The organism is Virgisporangium aliadipatigenens (assembly GCF_016863615.1).
Taxonomy (GTDB): domain Bacteria; phylum Actinomycetota; class Actinomycetes; order Mycobacteriales; family Micromonosporaceae; genus Virgisporangium; species Virgisporangium aliadipatigenens.
The window spans coordinates 23,864-38,235 of sequence record NZ_BOPF01000018.1 but is presented as its reverse complement, the minus strand read 5'-3'; the positions used below and the strand labels follow the sequence as shown (position 1 = coordinate 38,235).

The window sequence follows — 14,372 nt, the reverse complement described above, 5'->3', positions numbered from 1 at the left end:
GACGATGAGATACCTGCTGAAACTGCTCAGTGCCGTGGCGGTGGTGATCGCCGCCGCCTCGGTCACCTTCTTCGCCCAACTGGCCGTCCCCGGCGACCGCGCCACCACGCTGATGAACCTGCAGACCGGCCAGGACCGCAAGTGGACGGCCGAGGAACTCGCCCCGCTCAACGAGAAGTACGGCTTCGACGACCCGATCGTCGTGCAGTACCTGGATTACGTCACCGGCCTGTTCCGCGGTGACCTCGGCACCTCCTACACGCAGAAGCGGCCGGTGCTCGAGGTGATCGGCGGGCAGCTGCTGCCCAGCCTCACGCTGACCGTGCTGGCGCTGGTGGTGGCGTGGTTCCTGGCGCTGGGCGTGACGCTGCTGACCGTCCGAAGGGGACGGTTCCTGTCCGGGCTGGGCGCCACGTGGGAGGCGATGACGGCGAGCCTGCCGCACTACTGGGTGGGCATCGTGCTGCTCGTGGTCTTCGCGGTGCAGCTGCGCGTCTTCCCGGTGATCGGCGGCACCAGCGGGTGGGGCACCGTGCTTCCCGTGCTGACGCTGGCGATCCCGCTGGCCGGCTTCGTCGGTCAGGTGACCAGGGAGGAGTTCGAACAGGTGCTGGCGCAGCCGTTCGTCACCACGGCCCGCACGCGGGGCATGTCCGACCTGGCGGTGCGACTGCGGCACGTGCTGCGGCACGCCGTTCTGCCCGCCGTCACGCTGTCGGGCTGGGCGCTCGGCGCACTGATCTCCGGAGCCGTCATCACCGAGAACATCTTCGGCCGGCCCGGGATCGGCCAGGTGCTGGTCACCGCCGTCGACACGCGGGACATGCCCACGGCCTCGGGCGTGGTGCTGGTCGTGGCCACGGTGTACGTGGTGGCGAACCTCCTCGTGGACCTGGCGTACGGCGCCATCGACCCGCGCCTGAGGAGGGCGACATGACGGTGAAGACACTGACGGCGGCACCCAAACCGGCCCTGGGCACCGTCCTCTCCCTCCTCGTCGTCACCTGGGTGCTGACGGCGGCACTCGCCCCGAGCGTGCTCACCGACGGCAGCCCCACGGCCATCGACCTGCACGCCACGCTGCTGCCGCCGTCCTGGGAGCACCCGTTCGGCACCGACGACGCCGGCCGGGACCTGTTGACCCGCGTCATCCACGGCTCCCGGCAGTCGCTCGGCATCGGGCTGGGCGCCACGGCGCTGGCGTTCCTCATCGCGCTGGTGCTCGGCTTCACGGCGGCGCTCGCCGGCGGGGTGGTCGACGCGGCCATCACGCGGGTGCTGGAGGTGGCCTTCGCGTTCCCGGCGCTGCTGCTGGCGCTGCTGGTCATCTCGGTGCGCGGGCCGTCGCTGGCGACCGTGGTGGTGGCCGTCGGCATCGGTTCGGCGCCGGGCTACGCCCGGATGGTGCGCGGGCAGGTGCTCGCCGTGCGCCAGGCCGGTTACATCGAGGCGGCCGCCGCGCTCGGCCACTCCCGGTTCGCGGTCATCCGCCGGCATCTTTTCCCGAACGCCGTGCGCCCGCTGGTCGCCGTCGCCACGCTCGGCGTCGGGCAGTCCATCGTGTGGGCCTCCGGGCTGTCGTTCCTGGGGCTGGGCGTCGCACCGCCCAGTTCGGAGTGGGGGGCGCTGCTGGATGCCGGGCGCCTGCACATCACCACCTCGTGGTGGCTGGAGATCCTGCCCGGCGTCGTGATCGTGCTCGTGACGCTGGCCGTCACCACGCTGGGGCGCACCCTGCAACGCCGACTCGAGGGAGCCGCCCGATGACCGCGACCGATCAGCAGGTGGCCGAGCAGCCGGTGCGCGAGGAGCCGGACACCACCGTCCTGCGGGTGGCGAACCTGCGCGTCGCCTTCGCCGGGACCGAGGTCGTCAAGGGCATCTCGTTCAGCGCGCAGGCGGGGCGGTGCCTGGCGATCGTGGGCGAGTCCGGCTCCGGCAAGAGCGTCACCGCCCGCACCCTCGTGGGCCTCACCGGCGGCAACTCCAGGGTCAGCGCCGACGCGATCGATCTCGACGGCGTGGACCTGCTGCGCACCGGGGAGCGGGGCTGGCGCTCGGTGCGCGGCAGCCGGATCGGGTTCGTCCTGCAGGACGCCCTGGTCTCCCTCGACCAGCTGCGCCGGGTCGGCGACGAGGTGGCCGAACCCCTGCGCGTTCACGGCCGGGGCACCAGGAGGAGCCGGGCGGCGAAGGCGGTCGAGCTGCTCGACGCGGTCGGCGTTCCGGAGCCGGCGGTGCGGGCCCGTCAGCGCCCCTACGAACTCTCCGGCGGCCTGCGCCAGCGGGCCCTGATCGCCTCGGCGATCGCGCTGGACCCGCCGCTGCTGATCGCCGACGAACCGACGACCGCGCTCGACGTGACGGTGCAGGCCCAGGTGCTGGACCTGCTCGCCGCCGCCAAGGAACGCGGCACCTCGATCATCCTGATCAGCCACGACCTGTCGGTGGTGGCCCGCCTCGCCGACGAGGTGGCCGTCATGCGCGACGGCGAGATCGTCGAACACGGCCCCGCGCGACGGGTGCTGCGCGAGCCGCGGCACGAGTACACCCGGATGCTGCTCGCCGCCATCCCGTCGGCGCACACCCGCGACACCAAGCTGAGCCGCCCGACCGAACACCGTCCACAGCGGACGGTCGACCGCGGCCGGCCGGTGTTGGAGGCGCGCCGTCTCAGCAAGGTGTTCCGCGGCCCCGACGGGGTCGACCGCACGGTGGTCGACGACGTGTCGTTCGAACTCTTCGGCGGCGAGACGCTCGGCATCGTGGGCGAGTCGGGCTCCGGCAAGACGACGACGGCCCGCATCGCGCTGGCCATCCTGGCGGCCACGGCCGGCGAGGTGCTGCTGCGGGGTGCGCCCTGGAGCGCCCGATCCGTCGGCGAAAGAAGGCCGCTACGCAAACAGATCGGTGTGGTGTACCAGGATCCGCTGAGTTCATTCGACCCGCGCTGGCCGGTCGGCCGGATCCTGACCGACGCGCTCGCCACGGGCACCCGCCCGCCGGCGTCGAAGGCCGAGGCGCGCGGCCGGGCGATCAGGCTGCTGGAGCAGGTGGGCCTCCGCGAGGAGCACTTCGACCGGGCGCCGCTTCGGCTGTCGGGCGGCCAGCGCCAGCGGGTGGCGATCGCGCGGGCGTTGGCGCCGGAGCCGTCCGTCATCGTCTGCGACGAACCGGTCTCCGCGCTGGACGTGTCGATCCAGGCGCAGGTGCTCGACCTGCTCACCGACCTGCAGGACGAACTGGGCGTGAGCTACCTGTTCATCTCGCACGACCTGGGGGTGATCCACCACGTGAGCGACCGGATCCTGGTGATGAAGGACGGGCGGGTGGTCGAACACGGCAGTGCCGCCGACATCTTCGAACGCCCGCAGCACGAGTACACGCGCCGCCTGCTGACCGCCGTTCCCCGGCTGGAACTGAAATGACGACCGACGCGGAACTCGCCGAACGCCTCGACCCGGTCTACGCCCGGATCGCCGAAGGCGCCGTGGAACGCGAATCCGACCGCACGCTCCCGCACGACGCCGTGGAGTGGTTGCGCGACAAAGGTTTCGGGAAGCTGCGGGTGCCCCGCGAGTACGGCGGGCTCGGCGCGACGGTGCCGCAATTCGCCGAGCAGCTCATCCGGCTCGGCCGGGCCGACTCCAACCTGCCGCAGCTGCTGCGCGGGCACATCGGCTTCGTGGAGAGCCGCCTGGTGTATCCGGACGCCGCGGTCCGCGAACGGTGGCTGCGCCGCATCGCGGCCGGCGTCATCGTCGGCAACGCGCAGAGCGAACGCACCAGCAGCTCGTGGTTCGCGCCGGAGACGACGCTCCACAATGGACGGTTGACCGGCCGCAAGTTCTACTCGACCGGCAGCCTCTTCGCCGACTGGATCCACACCACGGCCGCCACCGACGACGGCCGCACCGCGAACGTCCTCGTGCCGGCGACGGCGCCCGGCGTGACCCGCATCGACGACTGGGACGGCTTCGGCCAGCGGCTCACCGGCAGCGGCACCACGCTCTTCGAGGACGTGCCGGTCGACCCCGAGGACGTGGAGCCGTACGCCGACAATCCGTTGGTGGGTTCGTCGCTGGCCGCCCACTTCCAGCTCGTGCACCTGGCGACGCTCGCCGGCATCGGGCGGGCCGCGGTCGCCGACGCGGTCGCGTTCGTCAACGGGCGCACCCGCAACCTGTTCAACCCGGCGCATCCGGTGCCCGGCACCGATCCGCAGGTGCAGCAGGTGATCGGCCGGATCGCCGGGGACTCGTTCGCCGCGGACGCCGCGACGCTGGCGGCCGCCGCGGTGCTCGACGAGCTGCACCGGGCGCAGGTCTGCGGGACGGCGACGCCGGAGCTGTTCGACCGCGCCGACGTGGCCGTGTACGGCGCGCAGGGCGCCGTGGTGCGGCTGGTGCTGGGCCTGACGAGCGAGCTGTTCGAGGTCGGCGGCGCCTCGGCCACCGCCGAACGCCTCCGGCTCGACCGCCACTGGCGTAACGCCCGCACGGTCGCCTCGCACAACCCGGTGATCTACCGGGACCGCACCGTCGGCCGCTTCCACCTCGACGGCACGAGCCCGAGCAGTGCCCTGAAGGAGGTCCCGTGACCCAGCTCGTCACCAAGGTTCCGGTGCTCGCGCCGGTCGAGGCGGTGGCGCTGGCCGCCGGGTTCGCCGCCTCGTTCGCTTCCCTTTCGGCGGAACGGGACCAGCGGCGCATCCTCCCCCGTGCCGAGCTGGACCTGCTGAGCGAGTCCGGGCTGCTGGCCATCACCGTTCCGGCGCACCACGGCGGGGCGGACCTGCCGGTGGCCACCGTCGTGGAGGTGATCCGGCTGCTGTCGAGCGGGGATCCGAACATCGGCCAGATCCCGCACAGCCACTTCGTCTACGTCAACCAGCTCCGTCTACAAGGGACGGACGCACAGCAGCGGCGGCTCTTCGGCGAGGTGCTCGCGGGGCACCGCTTCGGCAACGCCCAGTCCGAGGCGAACACGAGACACGTGCGCGACATCCGGACCACGCTCACCGCCGACGGCCCCGGCCGCCGGCTGCTGAACGGGCGCAAGTTCTACGCAACGGGTGCGCTGCTGGCGCACCGCATCCCCGTGCTGGCACACCTGGGGCCGGACGGCCCGCTGCACGTCGCCTGGGTCGAGCGGCACGCCGAGGGCGTCGAGGTGATCGACGACTGGAACGCCCTGGGCCAGCGCACCACGGCCAGCGGCTCGGTGGTGCTGCGGGACGTCTCCGTTCCCGACGAACTGATCACGCCGTACGCGGTCACCTTCGACGGGCCGCAGACGTACGGCGCGTTCGCCCAGGTGCTGCACGCCGCGATCGACGCCGGCATCGCGCGCGCCGCACTGGGCGACGCCTCGGCGTTCGTGCGCCAGAAGAGCCGCCCGTACCCGGACGCGCAGGTCGAACGGGCCGCCGACGACCCGCTCGTGGTGCGCGCGTTCGGCGAACTGGAACTGGCCGTGCGCTCCGCCGAGGCCCTGCTCGGCGAGGCAGCCCGCGCGATCGACCGGGCGAACGCCGGCCTCACGGCGGAGTCCGCGACGGAGGCGTCCCTGGCGGTCGCCGCCGCCCGGGCGGCCACCACGCACGCCGCGCTGGAGGCGAGCGGTCGCCTGTTCGAGGTGGCCGGCACCCGTTCCGCCGCGGCGGGTTCGGGACTCGACCGGCACTGGCGCAACGCCCGCACGCACACGCTGCACGACCCCGCCGCGTGGAAGGTCCAGCACCTGGGTCGCTGGGCCGTCGACGGCACTCCCCCTCCCAACCACGGACAGGTTTGAGCGATGACAGAACTGGCGTTCCACTGGTTCCTGCCCACCAACGGAGGAGACGGCCGGCACATCGTCGGCGGCGGCCACGGCACCCCGGCCGGTGCCGGTGGGCGTCCCGCCTCGGTCGCCTATCTCGGCCAGATCGCCCGTTCCGCCGAACAGCTGGGCTTCGAGGCGGCGCTGACCCCCACCGGGGCCTGGTGCGAGGACGCCTGGATCTCCACCGCGATGCTGGCCAGCGTCAGCGAACGGCTGAAGTTCCTCGTGGCGTTCCGGCCCGGCCTCACGGCGCCGTTCCTCGCCGCGCAGATGGCCGGCACCTTCCAGAACCTCTCCGGCGGCCGCCTGCTGCTGAACGTCGTCACCGGCGGCGAGAGCCACGAGCAGCGCATGTACGGCGACTTCCTGGACAAGGACGCCCGCTACGAGCGCTGCGGCGAGTTCCTGTCCATCGTGCGCGAACTGTGGACCGGTAAGCCGGTCACCGTCGACGGCAAGCACTTCCGGCTCGACGACGCGCGGCTGGCGCAGGTGCCCGATCCGCTGCCGCGCGTCTACTTCGGCGGCTCGTCACCGGCGGCCCTCGACGTGGCGGCCGAGCACGTCGACGTCTACCTCACCTGGGGCGAACCCCCGGACGCCGTCGGCGAGAAGGTGCGCCGGCTGCGCGAACTGGCCGCGCGGCACGAGCGCGAGTTGGCGTTCGGGCTGCGGGTGCACACGATCACCCGGGACACCGCCGAGGAGGCGTGGGCCGAGGCGGACCGGCTGCTCGCCGGCATCTCCGAGGAGCGCATCAAGCAGGTGCAGGACGGGCTGCGCCGCAGCGAGTCCGAGGGCCAGAAGCGCATGCTCGCCCTCAACCGGGGCACCAAGGACGGGCTGGAGATCCACCCGAACCTGTGGGCCGGCGTCGGGCTGGTCCGCGGCGGTGCGGGTACCGCGCTGGTCGGCAGTCACCGGCAGGTCGCCGATCTCATCGAGGAGTACGCGGCGGTGGGGATCACGGAGTTCGTGCTGTCCGGCTATCCGCATCTGGAAGAGGCCTACCACTTCGGTGAGGGTGTCCTGCCGGAGCTGTCCCGGCGGGGCCGTTGGCGGCATCCGGCCCCGGCGCGCCGTTCCGTGTCCGCCGTTCCGTTCGGGAGTGCGTCATGAGCAGGATCGCCGTCGTCGTCGGGAACCCCAAGCCGGCCAGCCGCACGCTCGCCGCGGCCACCTACGTCGCCGAGCGACTCGGCGGCCGCGCGCCGGACCTGAGCGTCGACCTGGCCACCCTGGGCGCCGCCCTGCTGGACCGGGCGGATCCCGACGTGACGGCCCTGGTCGCCGAGGTCGGCGCGGCGGATCTGGCCGTCGTGGCGAGCCCCACCTACAAGGGCACCTACACCGGCCTGCTGAAGCTGTTCCTCGACCGGTTCGCCGGCGGCACCGGACTGCGCGGCCTCGCCGTGCCGCTGCTGCTGGGCGCCGGCCCCCAGCACGCGCTCGCCGCCGAACTGACCCTGCGGCCGGTGCTGACCGAGCTCGGCGCGACGGTCCCGGGCCGTGGACTCTTCGTCATCGACAAGCACCACGACGACCCGGCCGCCTACGCCGACTGGCTGGCGGCCACGGGACCGGTCGTCGCGTCCTATCTGCGGAACCGGGAGGAGACGACGTGACCACGCTGCACACGAACCAGGATCTCGACCCCGCTCGCCTACGTGAGGTGTTCGGCATCTTCCCCACCGGCGTGGTGGCGGTCGCCGCCGTCGTCGACGGTGTGCCGGTCGGCCTCGCCGCCAGTTCGTTCACCTCGGTCAGCCTCGAACCGCCGCTGGTGTCGTTCTCCATCGCGAACACCTCCAAGACGTGGCCGGACCTGCGGCGCGCCGCGCACATGGGCGTCACGATCCTCGCCGACCATCACCACACGGTCGCCCGTCAGCTCGCCGGCACCGTCGAACGCCGCTTCGACGGCCTCTCCCTCACCGCCTCGTCCGAGGGCGCCGTCACCCTGGACGACGGCCTGGCCCACTTCGACACCACCATCTACCGCGAGGTGCTGGCCGGCGACCACACCATCGTCCTGCTGCGCCTGCACGCCGTGGGTCGCCACGGAACCGGGGACATCTCGCCGCTCGTTTTTCACCGCAGTCGGTTCGGGCGGCTAAGTGCGTAGCCTGGCGGCATGGGCGAGGCTATTGCGGCGGTCTACGAGATAACGGCGGAGGATCCGGCCGCGCGCGCGGTGCTCGTCGCCGTCGAGCAGAGCCACGAGCTGCCCACCGAGCTCGCGCCGGACAACGCCGTCCGCGACTCGTTGGCGCACGTGCGCACCGTCGTGGAACGCCCCGGCCGGCCCGCGCTGGTGACCGTCGACTTCCCGGTCGACCTCGCCGGCGGTGAACCGGGACAGCTGCTGGTGCTGCTGCTCGGCAACGTCTCGCTGCAGGACGGGGTGCGCCTGGTCGACCTCGACGTGCCGGCCGGGTTGGCCGCGGCACTGCCCGGCCCCCGGCTCGGCGTGGCGGGTGTACGCGCGATCGTCGGCGAGCCCGAACGCGCGCTGCTCGCCACGGCGCTCAAACCGGTGGGCATGACGAGCGCCCAACTGGCCGACCTGGCCCGCGACTGCGCACTCGGCGGCCTGCACATCCTCAAAGAGGACCAGGGGCTGGCGAACCAACCGTGGGCGCCGTTCCGGGACAGGGTGCCGCGCGTGGCCGAAGCGGTGTCGCGGGCCAACGCCGAGACCGGCGGCCGGGCGGCCTACCTGCCGGTGGTCGACGGCACCGAGGAGCAGCTCCGCTTCGCGTTCGAGTCGGGCGCCCAGGGCGTGGTGGTGATTCCCGGCGTGGCCGGCTTCGGCGCACTGGCCCGGGCCGGTGCGGCCGGCGGCATCGTGCTCGCGCACCCGTCGTTCCTGGGCGGGTTCACCGCGTCGCCGAGCCACGGCATCGCCCCGGACGTGCTGTTCGGCACGCTGCTGCGCCTCGCCGGCGCCGACGTGTCGGTCTTCCCGAGCTGGGGCGGGCGCTTCGGGCTGGACCGGGCGCAGTGCCTGGCGATCGCCGACGCCGCGCGCCGCCCGCTGCACGGCGTGGCACCCGTGCTCCCGGCGCCCGGCGGCGGCATGTCGATCGCCCGCGCCCCCGAACTGCTCGACGCGTACGGCCCCGACACGGTCTTCCTCATCGGCGCGGATCTCCAGCGCGGCGGCGATCCCCGCCGGGCCGCACAGCGGCTGGCCGCCGCCCTCAAGTAATGGCCCGAGAAACAGGTCATGACGCGCGGATAACCTGTTTTTCGGGCCACTACTTACACGCGGATGAATGCGGCCACCGCGGGGTCCGCGCGCAGCGCCGCCAGCTCCGCGGCCGTCGGCAGGAGCGGCCGGTCGCGCACCACCGTCACGGCGCACAGGAAGCCCAGCGGCTCCGAAGCGGCGGCGCGGAACTGGTGCCAGCCCCAGCTCGGCACGAACACCACGTCGAACAGGGCCAGCGGCACCACCCGGTCCACCACGAGCGCGCTCCCGCTGCCCCGGATCGGGATCACGACGTGCGTGTGCTCGTGGCGTTCGAGGGTGGTGTGGCCGCCGGGGCCGACCTCGAAGTAGCGCAGGGAGGTGCCCTGCCCGTGCTCCGCGTCGCTGAGCACCTGCCGGGTGACGTCGCGGAACGTGCCGTCCGACTCCTTGTAGGCGAGCGTCGGCACGCCCTCCCACACGAAGGGTGCGCTCTGCCGCCGGTGCGTCGTCACAACGAAGAGCGTAGGTGTTCGACCACGAACCGCGCGTCGTCGGAGATGCCGCTGATGAACGTGGAGCGCCGCCGGCGCAGCACCGGCAATCCGAGCACGTACAGCCCGGGGCTGTCGGAGACGACGCCGCCGTCGTGGCGCAGCCGCCCCTTCTCGTCCAGTACCGGCACGTCGAGCCAGGAGTAGTCCGGCCGGTAGCCGGTCGCCCACACGATCGTGCGGATCTCGCCGCCGCGCAGGTTCAGCTGCCAGCGCGCCTTCGCCGGCACCCGGGTGGGCTCCAGGCGCTCGGAGGAAACAGAGCCGGCCCACGCGTCGAACGTGTCGAGCAGCCGCCGCGCCTTGAGGTCCGCGAGCGCGAGCACGTTGCGCAGCCCGCCGGAGAAGAGGGCGGTGCCGTCGCGCAGGCTCGCGAGGCGGCCGACCAGTTCGACGCCGTCGTCGCTCAACGCGTTGAGGTCGAGGGTGCGCCGCTCCGGGGTGCCGACGAGTTGCGGGGAGGGCAGCCGCCGCGCGCGTTCGAGGTCGTCCAGCTCGTCGTGGCGCTGGTCCCACACCCCGGAGGCGTCCATCCACCACAGGACGTCCTTGTCCCGGTAGGTGCGCGGCATCCGGACGTGCTCGCCGACCGCCAGCGTCACCGGCCGTCCCGAGCGGCGCAGTTCCTGCGCCAACTGCACGCCCGTCGCCGAGGCGCCCACCACGAGCACCCCGCCGTCCGCGATCCGCTCCGGCCCCTTGTAGTCGAACGTCGTGAGCTGTTCGACCCCCGCCGGTACGGCGGCGCTGAGGGCCGGCACGGCCGGCAGGTTGCACGCGCCGCTGGCGATCACCACGGCGCGGCAGCGGATCTCGCCGTCGTTCGTCGTCACGTGGTATCCGTCGTCGACGCGCCGCACGGAGGTGACGTTGACGCCGGTGCGCACCGGTGCGCCGGTGAACGCCGCGTAGCCGTCGATGAAGTCGACCACCTCGCCGGTGCTCATGTAGCCGTCGGGATCCGCGCCGTCGTAGGTGTACCCGGGCAGCCGGCTCTGCCAGTTGGGCGTCAGCAGCCGCAGGGACTCCCAGCGCTCCCGGCGCCAGGAGTTGGCGACCTGGCCGCGTTCGAGAAGAACGTGCGCGATATGACGTTCCCGCAAGAAGTAACCGGCGGCGAGGCCGGCGTGCCCGGCGCCGATGACGACGGCGGTGATGTGCTCGATCGCCGGGTCCTTCTACGCGACCTCGACCGTGACGTCGGTCGGGTTGGTGAGCGCGTCGAAGACGGCGGAACGCTTCTGGGACTGGGCGACCAGCGCCTCGATCTCCTCCTTGGAGGCGTCGGCGTCGATGTGGAACGTCACCTTGATGTCGTTGAAGCCGTTGCGCACGTCGCTGTCGACGCCGAGGATGCCGCGGATGTCGTGCTGCCCCTCGACGGTCGACTCGACCGAACGCAGCTGGATGCCGCGGTTCTGCGCCACGGAGGCGACGCCGGCGGTCAGGCAGGCGGCGAGGCCGACGAGCAGGTACTCGATCGGGGTGATGCCGTTGTCCTCGGCGGCGAAGACCTCGGGGTGGTCGGCGTCGAACGTGTGCGCGGATTTGTGCGCCTGATCCGCCCCCAGGCCGAAGAACTTCTGTACGGTCGTTTCGCTGTGCACGCCGTTGCTCCACCGGGACTTCGCCTGCCAGGTGAACTGGGCGGCCTCCGGGGCGCCCTTGAGCGCCTGGCGGGCGTCGAGAAGCGCCTGAACGTTCACACCGTTGTCGACAGTGGTCATATCGGATACCTCTACCTTTCGGAGTTTTCCGCGTTCTCCCATCGGGGTGGTAGACATTACCGCAGGAAGAAGGGGGTGGCCATGACTTCTGTCGGCACTGTCGAGACTCAGTATCTCGACCTGCCACAGCCGCTGAAGCTGGAATGCGGTCGGACACTCGACCGGGTCCGCGTGGCGTACGAGACCTACGGCGCCCTCTCCCCCGCCCGGGACAACGTGATCCTGGTGTGCCACGCGCTCAGCGGCGACGCCCACGCGGCGGGGCGCTCCGCCACGGCGCCGGAGGCGAGCACCCGCGACGGGTTCGCCGCCGACGACCGGGACGGCACCGCCGGTAAGGGCCTCGGCTGGTGGGACGGGATGATCGGGCCGGGGAAGGCGTTCGACACCGACCGGTACCACGTCGTCTCCACCAACCTGCTCGGCGGCTGCCGGGGCACCACCGGCCCGTCCTCGGCCGATCCGGCGACCGGCCGGCCGTACGGCTCCGACTTCCCGGTCATCACCGTCACCGACATGGTGCGCACGCAGCGGGCGTTCCTCGACGCGCTCGGCATCGAACGGCTCGCGGCCGTCGCCGGCGGCTCCCTCGGCGGCATGCAGGCCCTGGAGTGGGCGGTGCGCTACCCCGACCGGGTGGACAACGCGGTCGTGATCGCCTCCACGCACGCGCTGCACCCGCAGGGCATCGCCTGGAACGCCATCGCCCGCGAGGCCATCCTGCGCGACCCGGCCTGGCAGGGCGGCCACTACTACGGCACCGGCCGGACCCCGGCGGGCGGCATGGGCGTGGGCCGGATGGTCGGGCACATCACCTACCTGTCCGCGCAGGCGCTGGAGGACAAGTTCGCGCGGCGGCTGCAGTACGCCGACGACATCCGCTACACCGTCACCGAGCCCGAGTTCGAGATCGAGAACTACCTGCGCCACCAGGCCGACTCGTTCACCCGCCGCTTCGACGCCAACACCTACCTGTACCTGTCCCGCGCGCTGACCTACTTCGACCTGGCCCGCCAGCACGGCGGCGGTTCGCTGGTGCGCGCCCTGGAACGGGTCGCGGCGCGCACGCTGCTGCTGTCGTTCAGCTCGGACTGGCTGTATCCGCCGGTGGCGTCGAGGGAGATCGAGGCCGCGCTGCGGCTGCTCGGCAAACCGGTCGAGTCGCACGTCATCGACGCGCCGTACGGGCATGATTGTTTCCTGCTCGAAGAGGCCCGCCAGATTCCCATCGTCCGACACTTTCTCCACGAGGGGACTTCGTGACCGAGGAACCGTTCCGCACCGAGGAAGACCGGGAGTTCGGGTTCGAGACCCGGCAGTTGCACGCCGGGCAGCGGCCCGACCCGAACACGGGTGCCCGCGCGGTGCCGATCTTCCAGACCACCAGCTACGTCTTCGAGGACCCCGAGTCGGCGGCCGCCTACTTCAACCTGCAGGAGTACGGCAACACGTACTCGCGCATCATGAACCCGACCGTCGCCGTCTTCGAGGAACGGGTCGCCAACCTGGAGGGCGGGATGGGTGCGGTCGCCTTCTCCTCCGGGATCGCCGCCCAGGCGGCCGCGCTGTTCACCCTGCTGCAGCCCGGCGACCACGTGGTCTCCTCCGGGGCGCTGTACGGCGGCACGGTCAACCAGTTCAAGCACCTGCTGCGCAAGATGAACGTGGCGCTTACCTGGGTGGACCCCGACGATCCGGAGGCGTGGCGGGCGGCCGTGCGACCGGAGACGAAGGCGTTCTTCGCCGAGACGATCGGCAATCCCTCCGGGAACGTGCTGGACATCGAGACCGTGGCGACGATCGCGCACGAGCACCGGATCCCGCTGCTCGTGGACAACACGTTCGCGACGCCGTACCTGTGCCGGCCGATCGATTGGGGCGCCGACATCGTCATCCACTCGGCGACGAAGTTCATCGGCGGGCACGGCACCAGCATCGGCGGCGTCGTGGTCGAGGCGGGCACGTTCGACTGGTCGAACGGCCGCTTCCCGGTGATCGCCGACCCGTCGCCGGCGTATCACGGGCTGCGCTTCCACGAGACGTTCGGGACGTACGGGTACCTGATGAAGCTGCGCGCGGAGACGCTGCGCGACCTCGGCGGGGCGCTGTCGCCGTTCAACGCGTTCCTCTTCCTGCAGGGGCTGGAGACGCTGTCCCTGCGCATGGAACGCCACGTTTCGAACGCGTTGGCGGTGGCCTCTTTCTTGCGGGACCACGAGCTGGCTTCGAATGTGACCTACCCCGGCCTGCCGGACAGCAGGTACCGGCCGCTGGTGGAGAAGTACCTGCCGCGCGGCGCGGGGGCGGTGTTCTCGTTCGACTGCGCGGGCGGGCGCACCGGCGGCCAGGACCTCATCCGGGGCGTCACCCTCTGGTCCCACCTGGCCAACGTCGGCGACGCCAAGAGCCTGATCATCCACCCGGCCAGCACCACGCACCGGCAACTCGGCGACGAGGAACTGCGCGCGGCCGGTGTCGCGCCGGGTACCGTTCGGCTGTCCGTGGGCACCGAGTCGATCGACGATCTCATCTGGGACCTGCGGCAGGGCTTCGCCAAGGTCGCCGCGTCCGACGGGAGGGCATGACCGTGACCGATCTGAGCCGGTACCAGGACGCGGCCACGATCCAACGGGTGATCCACACCGCGCGGACCGTCGCGGTCGTCGGCCTGTCCGGCAACGCCCTGCGGGCCAGCTACTTCGTGGGCTACTACCTCCAGCGGCACCACTACCGCGTGATCCCGGTGAACCCGCGCGAGACGCAGATCCTCGGCGAGACCAGCTACCCGTCTCTGCGCGACGTGCCCGAGAAGATCGACATCGTGAACGTGTTCCGGGCGCCGGACGCGCTGCCGGGGATCGCCCGGGAAGCGGTCGAGGTCGGCGCCGGTGCGCTGTGGTGCCAGTTCGGGGTGGTGAACGAGGAAGGCAACCGGATCGCGGAGGAGGGCGGGCTGGCCGTCGTGGTGGACCGGTGCCTGAAGATCGAGCACGCCCGGTACGTGGGGCGGATGAACTGGCTGGGCTTCAACACCCGCCGCATCACGTCGGTGCGTACCGGCCTGCAGTAGCG

At 71.9% G+C, this 14,372-nt stretch carries 15 protein-coding genes; 12 read left to right on the top strand and 3 right to left on the bottom strand.

Annotation, left to right across the window (positions count from 1 at the left end):
- Positions 1–4 precede the first annotated feature (4 nt).
- From Val02_RS23575 to Val02_RS23535, 9 genes are read left to right on the top strand one after another with little or no spacing between them, the layout of a single operon-like run.
- Entirely contained in the window at positions 5–937 is a 933-nt protein-coding gene (locus tag Val02_RS23575; protein ID WP_203901355.1) for an ABC transporter permease, read from the top strand.
- Positions 934–1,767 (top strand): ABC transporter permease, encoded by an 834-nt coding sequence (locus Val02_RS23570; protein WP_203901354.1) that lies wholly within the window; start codon positions 934–936, stop codon positions 1,765–1,767. The genes Val02_RS23575 and Val02_RS23570 overlap by 4 nt, the downstream gene beginning before the upstream one ends.
- The gene (locus Val02_RS23565) at positions 1,764–3,428 is read left to right on the top strand and encodes a dipeptide ABC transporter ATP-binding protein (RefSeq protein ID WP_203901353.1); all 1,665 of its coding nucleotides are present in this window, start codon (positions 1,764–1,766) and stop codon (positions 3,426–3,428) included. Before Val02_RS23570 ends, Val02_RS23565 begins: the two co-directional genes overlap by 4 nt.
- Positions 3,425–4,600, top strand: a complete 1,176-nt coding sequence (locus Val02_RS23560; RefSeq protein WP_203901352.1) for an acyl-CoA dehydrogenase family protein — start codon at positions 3,425–3,427, stop codon at positions 4,598–4,600. The genes Val02_RS23565 and Val02_RS23560 overlap by 4 nt, the downstream gene beginning before the upstream one ends.
- A complete protein-coding gene (locus tag Val02_RS23555) occupies positions 4,597–5,796 on the top strand; it encodes an SfnB family sulfur acquisition oxidoreductase (RefSeq protein ID WP_239153287.1) in 1,200 nt (399 codons plus the stop codon). The genes Val02_RS23560 and Val02_RS23555 overlap by 4 nt, the downstream gene beginning before the upstream one ends.
- A gap of 3 nt (positions 5,797–5,799) precedes the next feature.
- Positions 5,800–6,945, top strand: coding sequence for an LLM class flavin-dependent oxidoreductase (locus tag Val02_RS23550; protein WP_203901351.1), 1,146 nt, complete (start codon positions 5,800–5,802; stop codon positions 6,943–6,945).
- Complete coding sequence (locus tag Val02_RS23545; RefSeq protein ID WP_203901350.1) at positions 6,942–7,451, top strand: NADPH-dependent FMN reductase; 510 nt, start codon at positions 6,942–6,944, stop codon at positions 7,449–7,451. The genes Val02_RS23550 and Val02_RS23545 overlap by 4 nt, the downstream gene beginning before the upstream one ends.
- On the top strand, positions 7,448–7,951 hold the full coding sequence (locus Val02_RS23540; protein ID WP_203901349.1) for a flavin reductase family protein: 504 nt from the start codon (positions 7,448–7,450) through the stop codon (positions 7,949–7,951). The genes Val02_RS23545 and Val02_RS23540 overlap by 4 nt, the downstream gene beginning before the upstream one ends.
- 9 nt (positions 7,952–7,960) lie before the next feature.
- Positions 7,961–9,037 carry a RuBisCO large subunit C-terminal-like domain-containing protein gene (locus Val02_RS23535; protein WP_203901348.1) on the top strand — a complete coding sequence of 359 codons (1,077 nt, stop codon included), beginning with the start codon at positions 7,961–7,963 and terminating at the stop codon, positions 9,035–9,037.
- A gap of 53 nt (positions 9,038–9,090) precedes the next feature.
- Here the strand turns inward: Val02_RS23535 and Val02_RS23530 are convergent, their stop codons facing one another.
- From Val02_RS23530 to Val02_RS23520, 3 genes are read right to left on the bottom strand one after another with little or no spacing between them, the layout of a single operon-like run.
- A complete protein-coding gene (locus tag Val02_RS23530) occupies positions 9,091–9,534 on the bottom strand; it encodes a cupin domain-containing protein (RefSeq protein WP_203901347.1) in 444 nt (147 codons plus the stop codon).
- Positions 9,531–10,715, bottom strand: a complete 1,185-nt coding sequence (locus tag Val02_RS23525; RefSeq protein ID WP_203901526.1) for a flavin-containing monooxygenase — start codon at positions 10,713–10,715, stop codon at positions 9,531–9,533. The genes Val02_RS23530 and Val02_RS23525 overlap by 4 nt, the downstream gene beginning before the upstream one ends.
- A 36-nt stretch (positions 10,716–10,751) precedes the next feature.
- A complete protein-coding gene (locus Val02_RS23520; RefSeq protein WP_203901346.1) occupies positions 10,752–11,300 on the bottom strand; it encodes an OsmC family protein in 549 nt (182 codons plus the stop codon).
- Positions 11,301–11,381: 81 nt separating this feature from the next.
- Here Val02_RS23520 and metX point away from each other — a divergent pair, with 81 nt between their 5' ends.
- From metX to Val02_RS23505, 3 genes are read left to right on the top strand one after another with little or no spacing between them, the layout of a single operon-like run.
- Positions 11,382–12,563 (top strand): homoserine O-acetyltransferase MetX, encoded by a 1,182-nt coding sequence (gene metX / locus Val02_RS23515; RefSeq protein ID WP_203901345.1) that lies wholly within the window; start codon positions 11,382–11,384, stop codon positions 12,561–12,563.
- The gene (locus Val02_RS23510; RefSeq protein WP_203901344.1) at positions 12,560–13,885 is read left to right on the top strand and encodes an O-acetylhomoserine aminocarboxypropyltransferase/cysteine synthase family protein; all 1,326 of its coding nucleotides are present in this window, start codon (positions 12,560–12,562) and stop codon (positions 13,883–13,885) included. The genes metX and Val02_RS23510 overlap by 4 nt, the downstream gene beginning before the upstream one ends.
- On the top strand, positions 13,882–14,370 hold the full coding sequence (locus Val02_RS23505) for a CoA-binding protein (protein WP_239153285.1): 489 nt from the start codon (positions 13,882–13,884) through the stop codon (positions 14,368–14,370). Before Val02_RS23510 ends, Val02_RS23505 begins: the two co-directional genes overlap by 4 nt.
- The last annotated feature ends 2 nt before the right edge of the window (positions 14,371–14,372 follow it).

What these genes read in the sequence shown, in the direction of transcription:
- Val02_RS23575 (WP_203901355.1), top strand. Translation starts at nt 5, where the DNA reads ATGAGATACCTGCTGAAACTGCTCAGTGCCGTGGCGGTGGTGATCGCC.
- Val02_RS23570 (WP_203901354.1), top strand. Translation starts at nt 934, where the DNA reads ATGACGGTGAAGACACTGACGGCGGCACCCAAACCGGCCCTGGGCACC.
- Val02_RS23565 (WP_203901353.1), top strand. Translation starts at nt 1,764, where the DNA reads ATGACCGCGACCGATCAGCAGGTGGCCGAGCAGCCGGTGCGCGAGGAG.
- Val02_RS23560 (WP_203901352.1), top strand. Translation starts at nt 3,425, where the DNA reads ATGACGACCGACGCGGAACTCGCCGAACGCCTCGACCCGGTCTACGCC.
- Val02_RS23550 (WP_203901351.1), top strand. Translation starts at nt 5,800, where the DNA reads ATGACAGAACTGGCGTTCCACTGGTTCCTGCCCACCAACGGAGGAGAC.
- Val02_RS23545 (WP_203901350.1), top strand. Translation starts at nt 6,942, where the DNA reads ATGAGCAGGATCGCCGTCGTCGTCGGGAACCCCAAGCCGGCCAGCCGC.
- Val02_RS23535 (WP_203901348.1), top strand. Translation starts at nt 7,961, where the DNA reads ATGGGCGAGGCTATTGCGGCGGTCTACGAGATAACGGCGGAGGATCCG.
- Val02_RS23520 (WP_203901346.1), bottom strand. Translation starts at nt 11,300, where the DNA reads ATGACCACTGTCGACAACGGTGTGAACGTTCAGGCGCTTCTCGACGCC.
- metX (WP_203901345.1), top strand. Translation starts at nt 11,382, where the DNA reads ATGACTTCTGTCGGCACTGTCGAGACTCAGTATCTCGACCTGCCACAG.
- Val02_RS23505 (WP_239153285.1), top strand. Translation starts at nt 13,882, where the DNA reads ATGACCGTGACCGATCTGAGCCGGTACCAGGACGCGGCCACGATCCAA.